General features: G+C 69.3%; 18 protein-coding genes. 3 read left to right on the top strand and 15 right to left on the bottom strand.

Annotation, left to right across the window (positions count from 1 at the left end; genetic code table 11):
* Positions 1 to 13: 13 nt before the first annotated feature.
* From MOM01_RS04555 to MOM01_RS04500, 12 genes are all read right to left on the bottom strand, one after another.
* Positions 14 to 301, bottom strand: a complete 288-nt coding sequence (locus MOM01_RS04555; RefSeq protein WP_241384212.1) for an acylphosphatase — start codon at positions 299 to 301, stop codon at positions 14 to 16.
* Positions 302 to 305: 4 nt separating this feature from the next.
* Positions 306 to 743, bottom strand: coding sequence for an OsmC family protein (locus tag MOM01_RS04550; RefSeq protein WP_241384211.1), 438 nt, complete (start codon positions 741 to 743; stop codon positions 306 to 308).
* 47 nt (positions 744 to 790) lie between these two features.
* Positions 791 to 1,657, bottom strand: a complete 867-nt coding sequence (gene mutM / locus MOM01_RS04545) for a bifunctional DNA-formamidopyrimidine glycosylase/DNA-(apurinic or apyrimidinic site) lyase (RefSeq protein WP_241384210.1) — start codon at positions 1,655 to 1,657, stop codon at positions 791 to 793.
* A 6-nt stretch (positions 1,658 to 1,663) separates the two neighbouring features.
* Positions 1,664 to 2,437 (bottom strand): ribonuclease III, encoded by a 774-nt coding sequence (gene rnc, locus MOM01_RS04540; RefSeq protein ID WP_241384209.1) that lies wholly within the window; start codon positions 2,435 to 2,437, stop codon positions 1,664 to 1,666.
* Between the two features lie 12 nt (positions 2,438 to 2,449).
* The gene (rpmF, locus tag MOM01_RS04535; protein WP_006551208.1) at positions 2,450 to 2,632 is read right to left on the bottom strand and encodes a 50S ribosomal protein L32; all 183 of its coding nucleotides are present in this window, start codon (positions 2,630 to 2,632) and stop codon (positions 2,450 to 2,452) included.
* 2 nt (positions 2,633 to 2,634) lie between these two features.
* On the bottom strand, positions 2,635 to 3,249 hold the full coding sequence (locus tag MOM01_RS04530) for a YceD family protein (RefSeq protein WP_241384208.1): 615 nt from the start codon (positions 3,247 to 3,249) through the stop codon (positions 2,635 to 2,637).
* A 118-nt stretch (positions 3,250 to 3,367) separates the two neighbouring features.
* Positions 3,368 to 4,126, bottom strand: a complete 759-nt coding sequence (locus MOM01_RS04525) for a DivIVA domain-containing protein (RefSeq protein ID WP_241384207.1) — start codon at positions 4,124 to 4,126, stop codon at positions 3,368 to 3,370.
* A 155-nt stretch (positions 4,127 to 4,281) separates the two neighbouring features.
* The gene (coaD, locus tag MOM01_RS04520) at positions 4,282 to 4,773 is read right to left on the bottom strand and encodes a pantetheine-phosphate adenylyltransferase (RefSeq protein ID WP_241384206.1); all 492 of its coding nucleotides are present in this window, start codon (positions 4,771 to 4,773) and stop codon (positions 4,282 to 4,284) included.
* Positions 4,770 to 5,336 carry a 16S rRNA (guanine(966)-N(2))-methyltransferase RsmD gene (gene rsmD / locus MOM01_RS04515; RefSeq protein WP_241384205.1) on the bottom strand — a complete coding sequence of 189 codons (567 nt, stop codon included), beginning with the start codon at positions 5,334 to 5,336 and terminating at the stop codon, positions 4,770 to 4,772. Before rsmD ends, coaD begins: the two co-directional genes overlap by 4 nt.
* On the bottom strand, positions 5,333 to 8,734 hold the full coding sequence (locus tag MOM01_RS04510) for a pyruvate carboxylase (RefSeq protein WP_241384204.1): 3,402 nt from the start codon (positions 8,732 to 8,734) through the stop codon (positions 5,333 to 5,335). The genes rsmD and MOM01_RS04510 overlap by 4 nt, the downstream gene beginning before the upstream one ends.
* Positions 8,735 to 8,916: 182 nt before the next feature.
* Positions 8,917 to 11,208 (bottom strand): ATP-dependent DNA helicase RecG, encoded by a 2,292-nt coding sequence (recG, locus tag MOM01_RS04505; protein WP_241384203.1) that lies wholly within the window; start codon positions 11,206 to 11,208, stop codon positions 8,917 to 8,919.
* A 46-nt stretch (positions 11,209 to 11,254) separates the two neighbouring features.
* Positions 11,255 to 12,931: a DAK2 domain-containing protein gene (locus MOM01_RS04500; RefSeq protein WP_241384624.1), complete on the bottom strand. Its 1,677-nt coding sequence runs from the start codon at positions 12,929 to 12,931 to the stop codon at positions 11,255 to 11,257.
* A 248-nt stretch (positions 12,932 to 13,179) separates the two neighbouring features.
* On the opposite strand from MOM01_RS04500, the gene rpmB reads away from it, so the two are divergent.
* Entirely contained in the window at positions 13,180 to 13,371 is a 192-nt protein-coding gene (gene rpmB / locus MOM01_RS04495) for a 50S ribosomal protein L28 (RefSeq protein ID WP_006551201.1), read from the top strand.
* An 88-nt stretch (positions 13,372 to 13,459) separates the two neighbouring features.
* Positions 13,460 to 14,275, top strand: a complete 816-nt coding sequence (locus tag MOM01_RS04490) for an enoyl-CoA hydratase/isomerase family protein (protein WP_241384202.1) — start codon at positions 13,460 to 13,462, stop codon at positions 14,273 to 14,275.
* A gap of 27 nt (positions 14,276 to 14,302) precedes the next feature.
* On the opposite strand, the gene MOM01_RS04485 is transcribed toward MOM01_RS04490, so the two are convergent.
* The 3 genes from MOM01_RS04485 to MOM01_RS04475 are packed head-to-tail and all read right to left on the bottom strand — an operon-like array spanning position 14,303 to position 16,586.
* Positions 14,303 to 15,031, bottom strand: a complete 729-nt coding sequence (locus tag MOM01_RS04485; RefSeq protein ID WP_241384201.1) for a uracil-DNA glycosylase — start codon at positions 15,029 to 15,031, stop codon at positions 14,303 to 14,305.
* An 8-nt stretch (positions 15,032 to 15,039) separates the two neighbouring features.
* Positions 15,040 to 15,561, bottom strand: coding sequence for a gamma carbonic anhydrase family protein (locus tag MOM01_RS04480; RefSeq protein ID WP_241384200.1), 522 nt, complete (start codon positions 15,559 to 15,561; stop codon positions 15,040 to 15,042).
* A gap of 11 nt (positions 15,562 to 15,572) precedes the next feature.
* Positions 15,573 to 16,586: a thiamine-phosphate kinase gene (locus MOM01_RS04475; protein ID WP_241384199.1), complete on the bottom strand. Its 1,014-nt coding sequence runs from the start codon at positions 16,584 to 16,586 to the stop codon at positions 15,573 to 15,575.
* 108 nt (positions 16,587 to 16,694) lie between these two features.
* Between MOM01_RS04475 and MOM01_RS04470 the strand changes: the two genes are divergently transcribed.
* Positions 16,695 to 17,312, top strand: a complete 618-nt coding sequence (locus tag MOM01_RS04470) for a DUF3515 domain-containing protein (RefSeq protein WP_241384198.1) — start codon at positions 16,695 to 16,697, stop codon at positions 17,310 to 17,312.
* Positions 17,313 to 17,335: the final 23 nt, after the last annotated feature.

Genomic DNA, 17,335 nt, shown 5'->3' with positions numbered 1-17,335 from the left:
CCTTACCGACGACTCAGCGCTCGACGAACCCGGTCAGGTCACCGCGAGCCTCGTCCCAGGATTCGACGACCAGACTCACCTCTCCCGGTGTGCCGTCCGAGCGCAACCACCCCAGGAGTTGTTCGAGCGCGGCTCGCGGACCTTCCGCGACGACGAGCACCCGGCCGTCCGGCTGGTTCGTCGCATGGCCCACGAGGCCCAGTTCCAGAGCACGGGCACGGGTGAACCAGCGGAAACCGACACCCTGGACGCGGCCGTGCACCCATGCCGTGAGCCGTTCGGGGTCCGCCGGGCCGGTCATGACTTCAGTCTTCCGCAGTGATGGTCAGGGACACCTCGGCACCGGCCTTCACCGTGCGCCCGACGGTGCACACCTTGTCGACGGACCGCTCGACGAGGGCGATCAACCGCAGCCGGGCGTCGGCGTCGAGTTCGGACAGATCGAGGATCAGCTCCTCCTCGAGGTGCGGGTAGACCTCGTTCTCCCGGTCGGCGGCACCGGAGACACGAATCGTGGCGTCGTAGTCGTCGCCGAGGCGCCGCGAGAGCGGGAAGTCCGAGCTCATCCCGGAGCAGGCGGCCAGCGCGATCTTGAGCAGCTCACCGGGGGTGAAGACACCCTCGACGTTCTCGGAGCCGATGAGCACCTCGGCACCGCGGGAGCTGCGACCGGTGTAGCGGCGGGTCCCGGTGCGCTCGACCCACAGTTCGGTGGCGGGACGGTCGGTTGTCTGGTCAGCCATGGGAGAAATCCTGCCATGCGCTGCCGACGGAGATGTCGGGCAGGCGGTCACGAAGCCCTGGTCCGCGGCCGGGGCTGGCATTTCGGGCAGCTGTACGACGAGCGGTTCATGAACTTCTCCCGGCGGATGGGAGCGCCGCATCGTCGGCATCCCTCGTTCTCGCGCCCGTAGACGTTCAACGAGCGCTCGAAGTAGCCGGACTCGCCGTTGACGTTGACGTAGAGGGCGTCGAAGGACGTGCCGCCCTGGCCGAGAGCCTGCACCATGACCTCGGCTGCTGCGTCGAGCACGGCCCGGAGTGTGGGACGGGACAGCGCGTCGGTCGGCCGATTACCGTGAATCCTTGCGCGCCACAACGCTTCGTCGGCATAGATGTTGCCGATGCCCGACACGACCGTCTGGTCCAGCAGAGCGCGCTTGATCTCCGTGTGTTTGCTGCGCAGCACGGCCACGACGGCATCCGGGTCGAATCGGGGATCCATCGGATCCCGGGCGATGTGCGCGACGGGCAGCGGCAGCCGATCGCCGTCCACTTCCATCAGTGGGGCGAGGGCCCATCCACCGAAGGTGCGCTGGTCGACGAAGCGCAGATCGGCACCGTTGTCGAGGACGGCGCGGATACGCAGATGCTTCTCGTCCGGGACGGTCGGGGGCTGAACGAGCATCTGCCCGCTCATTCCCAGGTGCACCACGAGGGCGAGATCGGCGGGCTCGAGCACGAGCCACAGGTACTTGCCCCGGCGTTCGGCGGAGGCGACCTTCTGCCCGGTCAAGTGCAGGGCGAGGTCGCGCGGGCCTGGTTCGTGCCGGCGGACGGCACGCGGATGGAGCACCTGGACCGAGTTCACGGTCGCGCCGACCACATGCGCGTCGAGCCCGCGACGGACCACCTCGACTTCGGGAAGTTCCGGCACGTGCGGTCAGTTGCTCCCGGACGAGGTTTCCGTGTCGGTGGTGCTCCCCGCGTCACCCGCGGACAGCGCGTTCCACGCGGTGGCCGCGGCCTTCTGCTCGGCTTCCTTCTTGGTCCGCCCGACACCGGTCCCGTAGGGATTGCCGCCGATGAGCGCGGTCGCCGTGAATTCCTTGTCGTGATCCGGGCCCGTGGCGGAGATCTCGTAGGCCGGAACCCCGAGACCGCGTTCGGCGGTCAGCTCCTGAAGACTCGTCTTCCAGTCCAGGCCCGCGCCGAGGCGAGGCCCCCTCTCGAGCAGGGCGGCGAACAGACGCAGAACCACCTCGCGCGCCACGTCGATGCCGTGCTGCAGATGCACCGCTCCGAGGAGCGATTCCATGCCGTCGGCGAGGATGCTGGCCTTGTCACGTCCGCCGGTGAGCTCTTCGCCCTTACCGAGCAGCAGGTGCGCTCCCAGGCCACCGTCGCCGAGGCCGCGCGCGACTTCCGCGAGCGCGTGCATGTTGACGACACTCGCGCGGATCTTGGCCAGTTCCCCTTCCGACTTGTCGGGATGGGAGAGATAGAGCTTCTCGGTGACCGCGAGCCCGAGGACCGCGTCGCCGAGGAATTCGAGACGTTCGTTGGTAGGCAACCCGCCGTTCTCGTAGGCATACGAGCGGTGGGTGAGCGCCAAGGACAGAAGTTCGGCGTCCAGAGGCACGCCGAGGGCGGCGAGGAGAGACTCGTGGCTCTCTTCGCCGCCCTCGGTAGCTGTTTCTGAGGACTTGCTCGTCACGTGAAATACCGTTTAGACGGGCGCGGTCACCTGACGGCCGTTGTAGGTGCCGCAGGACGGGCACGCCACGTGGGGCAGCTTCTTCTCTCCGCAACCCCGGTTCGGGCAGGTGACGAGCGTCGGCGCAGTGGTGTTCCACTGGCTGCGCCGCGACCGGGTGTTGGAACGCGACATTCTGCGCTTGGGGACGGCCACGTCTACTTCTCCTCGTTGTTCATGCTGTCGTTTTGACTGCTGGGTTCTTCGGAGCCTGCGCCGAACTTGGCTGCCAACCCAGCCCAGCGAGGATCCATTGTCTCATGACTGTGCCCGGATTCCGCAATCGCCAGGCGAATGCCGCATTCGGGACACAATCCCGCGCAGTCGTCGCTACACAACGGCTGCAGCGGAAGTTCCAGGCCCACCGCGTTCACGAGCACCGGTTCGAGATCGATGAGATCGTCCTCGATACGGTAGGCCTCGTCGTCCTCGGTGGTCTGATCCGTGACGCTGTTCGGATAGGCGAACAGCTCGGTGAGATACACGTCCACCGGCAAGGTGAACGACTCGAGGCACCGCGAGCACTCACCGACGGCCTCGGCACGAACTGTACCGGTGACCAGGACACCCTCGGACACCGACTCCATCCGGAGGTCGAGGTCGATCTCCGAGCCCTCCTCGATCGCGATCAGATCGAGACCGATACGCGACGGCGACGCCACGGTCCGCTCGACCGTGCGCATCGACCCCGGCCGCCGGCCCAAGGAGAGCGTGTCGAGCACCAGACCGGTTTCTCGTCCGGGACGAGACGCGCTGGAACTGCGGGTGGACACGGGAACTCACCTACTTCGAACGACGTCGGACACGACGCATGGTCGTGATTGGGCAACCGCTCCATAATACGCGATGCGTGATGGCAGCGGAAATCCCGGAACGGCACTTCCTGTGGAATCAGCGGCGGCGAGCGGCGCGGTGCTCCGCTTCGGCGAAGTCGGGGGCACCGGACAGGCGCAATTGCTGCCGGCCTCGGCCGACCGAGCGGAGCGTGGTGCCCAGCAGTTCCTCGAATTCCGCGAGTTTGCCGTCGATGTACTCGTCGCACTCGGTGCGCAGGCGGTCCGACTCGGCATGCGCGGAATCGATCACCCGCGCCGACTCGGCGTGCGCGGACTGCACCACCTCGGTCTGCGAGACCAGCCGTGCCTTCTCCGCCTCGCCCTCGGCGACGGAGCGCTCGTACGACGCCTGGCCGGACTCGATCAGACGATCGGCTTCGATCCGGGCGCGTCCGGTCACGCTCTCGTACTGCTTGTTCCCCTCGGCAACGAGATCGTCGGCCTCGGCCTGGGCGTCGCGCACGAGCTCGTCGGCGTGAGCCCGTGCTTCGCCGACCATCCGGTCCGCCTGCGCCTTCGCGTCCGCGAGCATCCGATCGGCATCCGCGCGCGCGTCCTCAAGCAGGGTGCGGGCTTCTTCGTCGGCGTCGCCGACGGTCTTGTCCGCCTGTGCCCGCGCGTCCGCGATGAGCTTGTCGCGGTGATCGAGGACGTCCTGTGCGTCGTCGAGTTCGGGCGGTAGCGCGTCGCGTACGTCGTCGAGCAGTTCGAGGACGTCGCCACGCGGAACCACGCAGCTCGCCGTCATCGGAACACTACGTGCCTCTTCGACGATTGCGACCAGCTCGTCGAGTGCCTCGAATACCCGGTACACGCCCAACCCCAATCACTCGCTCGGCGCGCTCGGTGCGATCGCGCCGGCATCCAGTCTGCCGCAGCGTGGCGTGCGGTTGCGTGCCCTGCGCACGGTGTGTCGGGATTCGTGAGCCCCCCGCGACCGCACGAGGGCGGCTGCAGGTGGGCCGGCGGCTACTTCGCGGCGGCCCGCTCGGCCAGACGCGCGAGCAAGCGGTCGTGCACAGCCGCCGGGAGCATGTCGGAGACGTCGCCGCCGTAGGCCGCGACCTCCTTGACGAGCGAACTCGACAGATAGCTGTAGACCGGGTTGGTGGCCACGAACAGCGTGTCGACGCCGGTGAGCTTGTGATTCATCTGCGCCATCTGCAGCTCGTAGTCGAAGTCGTTGGCACCGCGCAGACCCTTCACGATCGCGGAGATGCCCCGCTGACGTGCGTAGTCGACGAGAAGGCCCTGCCATGCGTCCACCGTGACGTTCGGCAGATGGGCGGTGGCCTCGGTGAGCATCTCGAGCCGTTCGTCGATCGTGAACATCCCCTGCTTGTTGGGATTGATCGTGACGGTGACGACTACTTCGTCGAACTGGGCCGAGACCCGGCCGATGACGTCGAGGTGCCCGTTGGTCACCGGGTCGAAGGATCCTGGACAGACCGCACGGCTCATGACCCAGCACCGTAGCAGGTGGCGATCTCCACTCTGGTCTCGCCGTATCTGCGTGCCCGTCCGACCTCGAATGCCTGCGGCCACACCGTCTCCGGGGACCTCGAGGAGCGTTCGACCACGACGATCGAGCCCTCTGCGACCCAGCCGCCGGACACCAGCGCGTCGAGCACACCGGTGACGGCGCTCTCGGTCACCGCATAGGGCGGATCGGCCAGCACGAGATCGTAGACGCGGTCGGGAGTGCCTCCGAGCACCGCGGCGACCGGCGCGGCACGCAACACCGCACCCGGCAGCCCGACCGTCGCGATGTTGTCACGGATCACCCCTGCGGCCTTTGCGTCCGACTCGACGAGCATCGCGTGTTCCGCACCCCGCGACAGTGCCTCGAGGCCGAGCGCCCCCGACCCCGCATAGAGGTCGAGGACGGCGGCACCGTCGAGGTCCATCCGTGCTTCGAGCGAACTGAACAGGGCTTCGCGCACCCGTTCGGATGTGGGACGGGTTCCGCGGGGCGGCACCTTCAGGCGCCGCCCCCCGGCCCGCCCGGCGACGATCCGGGTCACTCGGCGCTGTCCCCCGTGGAGACCTCGACGAGCAGGTCTCCGCCTTCGACCTGCTGCACCGGACCGATCGCGACACGGGTGATGCGTCCGCCGCGCGGCGCGGTGATCGCCGCCTCCATCTTCATCGCCTCGATCGTCGCGACGGTGTCGCCCGCCGAGACGGTGTCACCCTCCGACACGACCAGCGTGACCATGCCGGCGAACGGTGCGGCGACGTGACCGGGATGGTTGCGGTCGGCCTTCTCCGCAGCCGGGATCTCCGCTGCGACGGAGCGGTCGCGCACCGACACCGGGCGCAGTTGCCCGTTGAGGATGCACATGACGGTACGGAAACCCTTCTCGTCCGGATCGGAGATCGCTTCGAGTCCGATGAGCAGTTCGACGCCCTTGTCCAGACGCACCCGGTGTTCGTCACCGTGCCGCAGCCCGTAGAAGAACTGGTTGGCCGACAGTTCGGTGGTGTCGCCGTAGGTCTCGCGGTGCTGCTCGAACTCCTTCGCGGGACCCGGGAACAGCAGCCGGTTGAGCATCCGGCGCCGCTCCTCGGACGAGCCGCCGAGTGCCTTCTCCTCCTCCGGCGCGAGCGGGGTGACCGGCTTCGGCTCGGCGCGGCCCGCCAGGGCCTTGCTCCGGAACGGCTCGGGCCAGCCTCCGGCCGGCGTGCCGAGATCTCCGCGGAGGAAGCCGATCACCGAATCGGGGATGTCGAACTTGCCGGGATCTGCCGCGAAGTCGTCGACGGAGACACCGGCCCCGACGAGGTGCAGCGCGAGGTCACCGACCACCTTGCTCGAGGGGGTGACCTTGATCAGGCGGCCCAGGAGCCGGTCTGCGCCGGCATAGGCGGCCTCGACCTCCTCGAACCGGTCGCCCAATCCGAGTGCGATGGCCTGCTGACGCAGATTCGACAGCTGACCGCCGGGGATCTCGTGGGTGTACACGCGCCCGGTGGGTGCCGGCAGACCGGACTCGAACGGCTTGTAGACCTTGCGCAGCGCCTCCCAGTAGGGCTCGAGGTCGCACACGGCCTGCAGATCGAGGCCGGTGTCGAACTCGCTGTTCGCCGCCGCGGCGACGATCGCCGACAGCGCCGGCTGGCTCGTGGTGCCCGCGAGGGCCGCGGCCGCGCCGTCGACCGCGTCGGCGCCGGCGTGCCATGCGGCGAGATAGGTGGCGAGCTGCCCGCCCGGCGTGTCGTGGGTGTGCACGTGCACCGGCAGATCGAAGTTGCTGCGCAGCGCGGACACGAGCGTCGCGGCGGCCGGGGCGCGCAGCAGACCGGCCATGTCCTTGATGGCGAGGACGTGCGCACCGGCCTCGACGATCTCCTCCGCCAGGCGCAGGTAGTAGTCGAGCGTGTAGATCGTCTCGTTCGGATTCGACAGGTCGCCGGTGTAGGAGAGGGCGACCTCGGCGAGGGTGGTGCCGGTCTCGCGCACCGCGTCGATCGCCGGACGCATCTGGTCGACGTTGTTGAGCGCGTCGAAGATGCGGAAGATGTCGATGCCGGTGTCGGCGGCCTCCTGCACGAAGGCACGGGTCACGGCCTCCGGGTAGGGGGTGTAGCCGACGGTGTTGCGTCCGCGCAGCAGCATCTGCAGGTTGATGTTGGGGATCGCCTCGCGCAGCGCCGCGAGCCGCTCCCACGGATCCTCGTGCAGGAAGCGCAGCGCGACATCGTAGGTCGCGCCGCCCCACGCCTCGATCGAGAGCAGTTGCGGCGTCATGCGGGCCACGTGGCCGGCGACCGTCAGCAGATCCTTGCTGCGCACGCGGGTGGCGAGCAGCGACTGGTGGGCATCACGGAAGGTCGTGTCGGTGACCCCGATCGCCTTCTGTTCGCGCAGGGCCCGGGCGAATCCCTCGGGTCCGAGTTCGAGCAGACGCTGACGCGAACCGGCGGGCGGTTCGGTGCTCAGGTCGATCGCGGGCAGCTTGTCGTGCGGGTAGACCGTGGTGGGGCGCTCCCCGTGCGGCTTGTTGACCGTCACGTCCGCGAGATACCGCAGGATCTTGGTGCCGCGGTCGGCGGAGGAACGCATCGTCAGCAGGTGTGGCCGCGCCTCGATGAAGGAGGTGTTCACCGTGCCGGCGCGGAAGTCGTCGTCGTCGAGCACCGCCTGCAGGAACGGGATGTTGGTGGCGACGCCGCGGATACGGAACTCGGCGACCGCGCGGCGGGCACGTGCGACCGCCGTCTCGAAGGTGCGGCCGCGGCACGTGAGCTTGACCAGCATCGAGTCGAAGTGCGCGGAGATCTCGGCACCGACCGAGGTGCCGCCGTCGAGACGGATTCCGGCACCGCCCGGGGTGCGGTAGCCGGTGATGCGGCCGGTGTCCGGACGGAACCCGTTGGCCGGGTCCTCGGTGGTGATGCGGCACTGCAGCGCCGCACCGCGGATGGTGATGTTCTCCTGGGACAGACCGAGTTCGTCGAGCGACTCCCCGGCGGCGATGCGCAGTTGCGACTGCACGAGGTCGACGTCGGTGATCTCCTCGGTCACGGTGTGTTCGACCTGGATCCGCGGATTCATCTCGATGAAGACGTGGTTGCCGCGTTCGTCGACGAGGAACTCGACCGTTCCGGCGCACTGATAGCCGATCTCCTTCGCGAAGGCGACGGCGTCGGCGCAGATGCGATCGCGCAGCTCGGGGTCGAGGTTCGGCGCGGGCGCGAGCTCGATGACCTTCTGGTGCCGGCGCTGCACCGAGCAGTCGCGCTCGTAGAGATGGATGACGTTGCCGTGCTTGTCGGCGAGGATCTGGACCTCGATGTGGCGGGGGTTGACCACGGCCTGCTCGAGGAAGACGGTGGGATCACCGAAGGCCGCGTCGGCCTCACGGGAGGCCGCTTCGATCGCCTCACGGAGCTGATCGGGTGCGGCGACCCGGCGCATGCCGCGTCCGCCGCCACCGGCGACCGCCTTGACGAACACGGGAAAGGTCATCGACTCGGCTGCCGCGAGGAGTTCGTCGACATCGGCGGACGGCTGCGAGGACGCCAGCACAGGCAGTCCGGCCGCCTTCGCCGCGGCGATCGCGCGGGCCTTGTTCCCGGTCAGTTCGAGGATCTCCGCGGACGGACCGACGAAAGTGATTCCCGCTTCCGCGCACGCGGCAGCCAGATCCGGATTCTCCGAGAGGAATCCGTATCCCGGATAGATCGCGTCGGCACCGGCCGCCACTGCGGCCTCGACGAGCTTCTCCACCGACAGATAGGCGCGGACGGGATGCCCTTCCTCACCGATCTGGTACGCCTCGTCGGCCTTCAGCCGGTGCAGGGAGTTGCGGTCTTCGTACGGGAACACCGCGATCGTCCCGGCTCCCAGTTCGTAGGCGGCACGGAATGCGCGGATCGCGATCTCGCCACGATTGGCGACAAGCACTTTCGAGAACATTGGTCGACGGTACCGCGAGGTAACATTCGAAACTTCGCGCGCGTTCCACATCGTGGGACGCGGCGTCCGGATGCCTCAACTGGAACGATGCAGTGCCGCTCCCCCGTAACACCCTGTCCACATACCGGGCATCCCGGCGAAACCTCACACGGGATTCCCGGCAGTGGTGTGCAGAACGTAACTCAGGACTTGTCGAGATACGCGACGCGCTCGGCGTCGAGCGCGGCCCGCACCATGCTCGCGAGCCCCGGATGATGTTCGAGGCCGGGATCCTTCTCCGTCACCGTCCTGGAGAAGTCCCGCGCCGCCTCGATGACGTCGCCGTCGTCCACGAGGGAGAGCAACCGCAGTGTCGACACCGTGCCGGACTGTGCGACACCGAGGACGTCGCCCTCCCGGCGCAGTTGCAGGTCGAGCTGCGCGAGCTCGAACCCGTCGGTGGTGCCGGCGACGGCTTCGAGCCGCATCATCGTCGGCGTCCCGGGCTTCGCGTCGGTCACGAGCAGGCACAGACCCTGATGTCCACCGCGACCGACACGCCCTCGCAGCTGGTGGAGCTGGCTGACACCGAACCGGTCGGCGTCGACGATGACCATGACGGTCGCGTTCGGCACATCGACGCCGACCTCGACCACGGTCGTGCACACCAGGACGTCGATCTCCGCAGCATTGAAGGCCTGCATCACGGCGTCCTTCTCGTCGGCGGGCAACCGGCCGTGCAGCAATCCCACGCGCAGGTCGCCGAGCGGACCGGAGGTCAGGAAGTCGTACTGCTCGAGCACCGAGGTGGTCTCCGGCGGGGCCTGTTTCCCCTTTCCCGTTCCTGCCGGTTCGGGCGCGTTCGGGTCGAGGGCGGCGTCGTCGTCGGCGTCACCGTCGCCGATGCGCGAGCACACCACATAGGCCTGGCGTCCCTCGGCCACCTCTTCGCGGATCCGTTCCCACGCCCGGTCGACCCACGTGGGGTGCACCTTCGCCGGCACCACCCGGCTGACGATCGGCGACCGGCCACGCGGAAGTTCGCGCAGCGTGGAGACCTCGAGGTCTCCGAGCACCGTCATCGCGATGGTGCGCGGGATCGGCGTGGCGGTCATCACCAGCACGTGCGGCGACGCCCCGTCGCGCCCCCGCGACCTCAGCGCGTCGCGCTGTTCGACGCCGAACCGGTGCTGTTCGTCGATCACGACCAGGCCCAGATCGAAGAACTGCACCGTGTCCTCGATCAAAGCGTGAGTACCGATCACGATCCCGGCATCGCCCGTCACCGCCTCGTTGAGTGCCTGCCGCTTGCGGGCGACCCCCATCGAGCCGGTCAGCAGCGTCACGCGGGTCGCGAGTTCGTGGGCGCCGAGCTCCCCGGCCGCGGCCAGATCGCCGAGCATCTTCGTCAACGAGCGGGCGTGCTGTGCCGCGAGGACTTCGGTGGGCGCGAGCAGAGCGCACTGGCGCCCGGAGTCGATGACCTGCAGCATCGCGCGCAAGGCCACGATCGTCTTGCCCGAGCCGACCTCGCCCTGCAACAGCCGGTTCATCGGATGTTCGCGGGCCAGGTCCGCCGAGATCTCGTCGGCCACGGCGAGCTGCCCGGCCGTCAGGTCGAAGGGCAGCCGGCGATCGAACTCGTCGGCGATCCCGCCGTCGCGGTGCGGACAGGCCGGCGCCGAACGCGTCTCGGTATCGTGCCGGCGACCGGCGAGCACGAGCTGTACCGCGGCCGCCTCGTCGAAGCGCAGACGATCGCGTGCCCGGTCGATCTCCTGCTTGCTCTCGGGCAGGTGGATGGCCCGCAGGGCCTCGTCGAGTCCTACGAAACCGTGCTCCTCGCGCACCCATTCCGGCAGCGGATCCTCGACACGGTCGAGCTGGTCGAGGACCTGCCGCACGCACCGCATGACTGTCCACGACTCCACCTCGCGGGTGGCGCGGTACATGGGGATCAGAGCACGGTCGAACACCGACATGTCCACCCCCGAACCGTCCTGGGCCGTCCGGGCGAGCCCGGCGAGGGCGCCGGCCCCCCGCACCCGGGCAGGGGTCGCCGAGACCAGATCCTCCGCATCGCGGGGCTCGGGCAGCACGAGATAGCTCGGATGGGTCAGGCTCCACTTGTCGCGGAAGTACTTCACGGTGCCCGAGAACATCGCCCGTACGCCCGGCTTGATGTTGTGCTTGACCCGGTGCGGATTGAAGAACGTCACATCGATGCTGTGCCGGTCGGAGCGCAACCGGACCGCGAGGCGTTTCCCGGCGCGGGATTTCATCGGCACCTCCTGTGCCGATTCGACCCGCGCGATGATCGTGATGTGCTGGCCCTCCTCGGGTCGGCTCTCACCGAGTTCGGCACCCTGGGTGGCGTAACGATGCGGATAGTGCCGCAGCAGATCCTCGACGGTGACCATGCCGAACGCGTCGTGCACGGCGTCCGCCGTCCTGCGGCCGAGGACATGATCGAGCCGGTCCGCGAGTGTCGCCACTGCCGTCCCTTCCGCTTCTCGTGCGGTGGCCCTCGCGGCGCACCGGCTACTCGACGCCGAGCTGCAGCAGGTCGCTGCGCTGACCTCCCTGGTAGACCACCACGTCGATCTCCGGGTGGACACGATCGAGGTGCTCGGCCAGTTGCTCGACGAGGCCGACGGGGGCGTCCGCGCCGACCAGCATCGTCACGAGCTCACCGCCCGCGGCAAGAATCCTGTCCAGCAGCGACGCTCCCGCCGTCACCAGATCATGCTCGATCACTACGACATCATGTCCGGCGAGTCCAAGACTGTCGCCGGGTTCGCAGGTTCCGACCCAGGTCAGGGCCCGCTCGGTGGCGTATCTCAGCGATCCCCAGCGCACGCACGCCGCCGCCTCCGACATCGCGAAGGCGTCGTCCACGGTGGCCCGCATCGGGTCGTGCACGGCCAGCGACGCGAGTCCCTGCACCACCGAGGACGACGGCAGGAACATCACGTCCCGGTCCTCGCGTCGCGCCCGGGCACCGACCGCGACGACGTCCTGCGCGGAGAGCACTCCGTTCGGCAGCACGAGGACGTCCCGGCTCGGCAGCGCCCGGATCGCCGCGAGCACCTCGTCGGGAGCGGACATCTCCTCCGCTCTCAGCACCGTCGCCCCTTCCGCCTCGAAGAGTGCCGCAGCACCGTCACCGCCGACCACCGCGAGGACGGCCCGCGGCTGCGTGTCCACTACGTCACCGGCCGCGCCGCGGGGTGAGGCGGGAACGTCGGCGCACCCGCGGCGAACGGATTCGAGCGCGAAACACGTGATGTCGATGCGGCTCAGAGCACCCGCCTGCAGACCGGTTTCCACCGCTGCTCCGGGATCGCAGCAGTGCACGTGCACGGACCAGCATCCGGGCTCCCCGGCGACGATGGCGACGGAATCCCCGAGCGCGTCGAGGTCCGAACGCAACGCGTCGATGCGCGCCGTGTCGGAGTGCTCGACGAGGTACATCACCTCGTATTCCTGATGGTCGCGGTCGTGGTGGTCCTCGACGATCTCCGGCTCCACGACCGGCCGCGAGGAGCCGGCGAGCACCATCCGCCGGTCGGGACGCCGACCTGTGGTGACCTCGACCAGACAGTCCAGCAGCACGAGCAGACCGAGCCCCCCGGCATCGACCACCCCGGCCGCGGCCAGGACGTCGAGCTGGGTGGTGGTGCGCTGCAGTGCGTCGGCCGCGGCGTCCGCACTCGCGACGACGACGTCGCACACGGTGGCGTCGACCTCCAGCGCGGCCTGCGCTGCCCCCTCCGCGGCGGCTTCGAGAACGCTGACGATGGTGCCCTTCGCCGGCGCGCTCAGCGCTCCGGTCACGAGGGAGGCGGCGTTCGCGAGGGCGGAGGCGAGATCCCGGGCACCGACCGTGGTCAGGCCCGCGACCCCGTCGGCCACCCCGCGCAGGGCCTGCGCCAGGATGACCCCGGAGTTGCCGCGCGCCCCGGCGAACGCACCACGGGCCAGTCCTTCGGCGACGTCCGAGGCAGTGAGCGCACCGTCCACCGGTCCACCGATCCGCGCCGCGGCGGCCTGCAAGGTGATCAGCAGGTTGTTGCCGGTGTCCCCGTCGGGGACGGGGAAGACGTTGAGCGAATTGATCTCCGCCCGTCGCTGTTCGAGAGCTTCGACGCCGATGTCGACCCACCGGCGCAATGCCCGGCCGTCGACCGTGTCCTGGGCATCGAGCAACGATTCCACCCCCTTCCCTTCCTCGTCGCCGGCAACCTCGCGACTGCCGAGCCGACCCGGCCCGCCCGCCGGACGATCCGGTGTGCGACCCTGCCGGACAGGGTAGCCGCGGGCCGCTTCACCGTCCGGTTTGGCCATCTGCCCTCGAGTTCGCTAAGCTTGCCGGGTTGCCTCGCACGGGTGGCTCGTTCCCCGTGTTCGCAGGGTGAAACAACACAGACAGAAGATCTATCCACTAGACACAAGGAGTTCGCGACATGGCTGCCGTCTGCGACGTATGCGCCAAGGGCCCCGGCTTCGGGAAGTCGGTCTCGCACTCGCACCGGCGTACCAACCGTCGCTGGAACCCGAACATCCAGAGCGTGCGCGCTCAGGTTGCCCCGGGCAACACCCGCAAGATGAACGTGTGCACCTCCTGCCTCAAGGCGGGCAAGGTCGTTCGCGGCTGATTCCGGTCGAGCTGTTTCGAAGGCCCCCTGCGCGGACTGCGCAGGGGGCCTTCGTCGTTCGATCCGCGCCGCCGGTTATCGTGCCGTGGTGACCGAGAATCGAGTTTCCTTCCCCGCCGACGGCTCGCTGCACTCGCTCGTGAGTGTCGAGGACCGTGTCCTGCGGATCGCCGTCGCCACGTCCGAGCACGGCACGTCCCTGTCCCCCGCCGGAATGGAGCAGGGCATCGCAGCCCTGCGCGCAGCAGGCCCGGAGATCGGTGCAGTCCTGCTCGTGGGTGAGGGCGCGAACTTCTGCGCGGGCGGGAACGTTCTCGGCTTCGCGGCCGCGGAGGACCGCGGCGCCCACCTGCTCGAGATCGCGAACCTGTTCCACGACTTCGTCCGTGAACTCGAGCGGATCGCGGTGCCCGTCGTGGCCGCCGTCCACGGCTGGGCCGCGGGTGCCGGCATGAGCCTGGCGCTACTGGCGGACATCGCCCTCGCGGGTCCGGGTACGAAGATGCGCGCGGCGTATCCGTCGATCGGCTTCTCCCCCGACGGCGGGATGTCCTGGACGCTGCCGCGGATCGTCGGCCCCTCCCGCGCACGCGAGATCATCATGACCGACACGGTGATCGGCGCGGACGAGGCCGTGCGGCTGGGTCTGCTGAGCCGGCTCGTCGCCGACGGGGAGATCCAGAGCGAGGCGCTGCGCCTGGCCCGGACCCTCGCCCATGGGCCCACACAGTCCTATGCCGCGATCCGCACGCTCGTCGCGGGGTCCGCGGGTCGTTCGCTGTCCGAGCACCTCGACGTGGAAGCGGCCGCGATCTCCGCAGCTGCCACGACACCTACGGGAATCGAAGGGGTCGACGCCTTCGTCGCCAAGCGGCGCCCCGACTGGGACGCAGTCCGCTCCTGAGGACATGCATCGGGGCCGGACCGGTGGTCAGGGCAGTCGCCAGTCCACCGGTTCGCCGCCCTGTTCGACGAGCAGGGCGTTCGCGCGGCTGAACGGACGCGACCCGAAGAACCCGCGCGAGGCCGACAACGGCGAGGGATGCGCCGACTTGACGGTGGGAACGTCCCCGAGCATGGGTTCGAGGGTGGCCGCGTCGCGACCCCACAGGATCGCGACGAGCGGGGTGCCGCGCGCGACCAGCGCGCGGATCGCTTGCTCGGTGACGGCTTCCCATCCCTTGCCTCGGTGCGACGCGGGCTGGCCGGGCGCTACGGTCAGCACCCTGTTGAGCAGCAGGACGCCGTGCTCCGTCCACGGCGACAGGTCACCGTCGGACGGTTGCGGCAATCCCAGATCGTCTGTGTACTCGCGGTAGATGTTGGCCAGGCTGCGCGGAATCGGCCGGACGTCCGGCGCCACCGAGAAGCTCAGACCCACCGCGTGGCCGGGTGTCGGATAGGGGTCCTGCCCGACGATGAGCACCCGCACCGCGTCGAAGGGCTGCGTGAAGGCGCGCAGCACGTTCGGCCCGGAGGGCAGGTAGCTGCGTCCGGCGGCGAGTTCCTCGCGGAGGAAGCGTCCCATCGCGGTGATGTCCGCGGCCACGGGCTCGAGCGCTCGCGCCCAGCCCGGATCGACCAGTTCCTCCAGCGGCCGGCCGGTCCGGGGTTCGTCCGCGTCCCCGGCCGCAGTTCGTGTGTCGAGGGTGTCGGCCACTGGTACTCCTAATCGATGCGGCGGAGAGCGGTCCGGTAGTAGGCGGCGTTGGCCGCATACATCTCGGCGTTCGCGTCGAAGTTGTCCTCGGGGACCTCGTAGCCCTCCCGCACCTTCGCCGGGACACCCATCGCCATGCGGCGGGCCGGCAGTTCGAACCGCGGAGGGATCAGCGCACCGGCGGCGACCTGGGCGCCGGCACCGATGACGGAACCGTTGAGGACGAGGGAGCCCGATCCGATCAGGGCACCGTCGCCGATCGTGGCGCCCTCGATGTGCGCGTTGTGACCGACGACGCACCGGGCCCCGATGAGGGTGGCCTCGATCGCGGTGCAGTGGATGATCGTGCCGTCCTGGATGTTGGTCTTCTCCCCCACGGTGATCGTCCCGTAGTCCCCCCGCAGCACCGCGGACGGCCACACGGAGGCGCCGGCACCGAGGGTGACATTGCCGATCACGACCGCGTCGGGATGAACCCAGGCGTCGGGATGGATATCGGGGACACGCTCGCCGAGTGCGTAGACAGCCATGGCTCCAGAACCTATCTCGAGCGACTCCGCCGGCGCGCGGTGCCCGGCGAGAAGCTCTCCCAACCTCCCGGGCCGGTCCGCTGCTCTCCGTCGAGGCTCACCCCGCCGCCGTGGTCTGGATCTCCGCCGCTGCCCTGGGCCACCCTCCCGATCGGCCGCCACCCTTCCGGGAGCGGGATGTCGGCGGGAAAGCACGCGGCGAGTGCGTGATCCTCCCCGCCGGTGAGGACCCATTCCCAAGGGTCGGCGGTCAGTGCCGCGGCGGCATCCCGGAGCCGCGGACCGGGAGCGAGGGCACCGGAGTCCAGGTCCACGGACACGCCCGACGCGGCGCAGATGTGCCCGAGGTCGGCAACGAGCCCGTCGGAGATGTCGGTGCATGCGTGCGCTCCCGCTACGGCCGCGGCGGGACCTGCGCTGTAGGGCGGGACCGGCACCAGGTGCGACTCGATCAGTTCGGGAAAATCCCGGTTTCCGGCGAGCAACAGGGCCAGACCGGCGGCCGAACGACCCGTCGTCCCGGCGAGCGCGACGATGTCTCCGGGACGGGCGCCGGAGCGGAGCAGCGGGGCTCGTCCCTCGAGTTCGCCGAGCACGGTGACCGAGACGATCACCTGCCCTGCCTGCACGAGATCTCCCCCGACGACTCCCGCTCCGATCTCTTCCGCGGCCTCCCCGATCCCGGCGGAGATCTCGTCGAGGACGGCGACAGGGGTGCCGGGCGGGCATCCGAGACCCACGACGAAGGCGGTGGGCCGTGCCCCGACGGCAGCGACATCCGCCCCGTTCTGGCCGACGGCCTTGCGGCCGACCTGCCGCGGGGTCGACCAGTCGAGACGGAAATGACGTCCTTCGACGAGCATGTCGGTCGACACCGCGATACGCCCGTCGGTCGCGGCGACGACCGCGGCGTCGTGCCCGGGACCCACCAGCGTGGTGCCGGGTTGTCGCCGCCCTTTCACCGCCCGCTCGATGACGGGGAACTCCCCGATATCGGAAACGGTGGGTCCGGTCGGGTTCGTCACGGTGACGGTCGCCTCTTTCTGGGTCGGCGGCGGGAGAGAGCCGGCGAGCGCCCTGCTACGTTCGATCCACGCTACCGCCCCTGACCCCGAGCCCGGACGCTGGACACCATGAACGAGACCTCTGCTTCCGACCACGAACCCTCCGAGCACGATCCTGCCGACGAGGCGCCCGGTGACGGTCGCCGATCCGAGAAGACCCGGCGCAGTCCCGCGCTGATCGCGACGGCGATCGCGCTGCCTGTCGCGCTGCTGGTGGGCGTCGTCGTGGCGGCCGTAGTGGTGTCGCGGACGCCGGTGAACACCCCTGTCGGCCTCGGCCCGGTCCCGGCGCCCGAGGCCGAATCCGAGTCCTGCGCACAGCTGATCGAGGCACTGCCCGAGAAGGTCGGCGACTACGCGCGCGCCGAACTGGCCGATCCCGCGCCGGTGGGAGCTGCGGCATGGCAGTCGCCCGACGGCGAGGAGGTCGTCCTGCGGTGCGGTCTCGACCGGCCCGCCGAGTTCGACCAGGCCGCTGCCCTGCAGGTGATCGACGGCGTGCAGTGGTTCGAGGTGTCCGGAGCCGAGGAGGGCATCCCCGCGAGCACGTGGTTCGTCGTCGATCGTCCGGTCTACGTCGCGCTGACCGTCCCCGACGGATCCGGACCGACCCCGTTGCAGGACATCACGGCCGTGATCTCCTCGACCCTCCCGCAACAGGAGATCGATCCGGCACCTGTTCGCTGAATCGGCGAGACGAGTCGGCCCCG

It is taken from the genome of Rhodococcus sp. CH91 (assembly GCF_022554085.1).
Taxonomy (GTDB): domain Bacteria; phylum Actinomycetota; class Actinomycetes; order Mycobacteriales; family Mycobacteriaceae; genus Rhodococcus.
The sequence above is the reverse complement of the archived record's forward strand: the minus strand, read 5'-3'. Positions and strand labels throughout refer to the sequence as shown.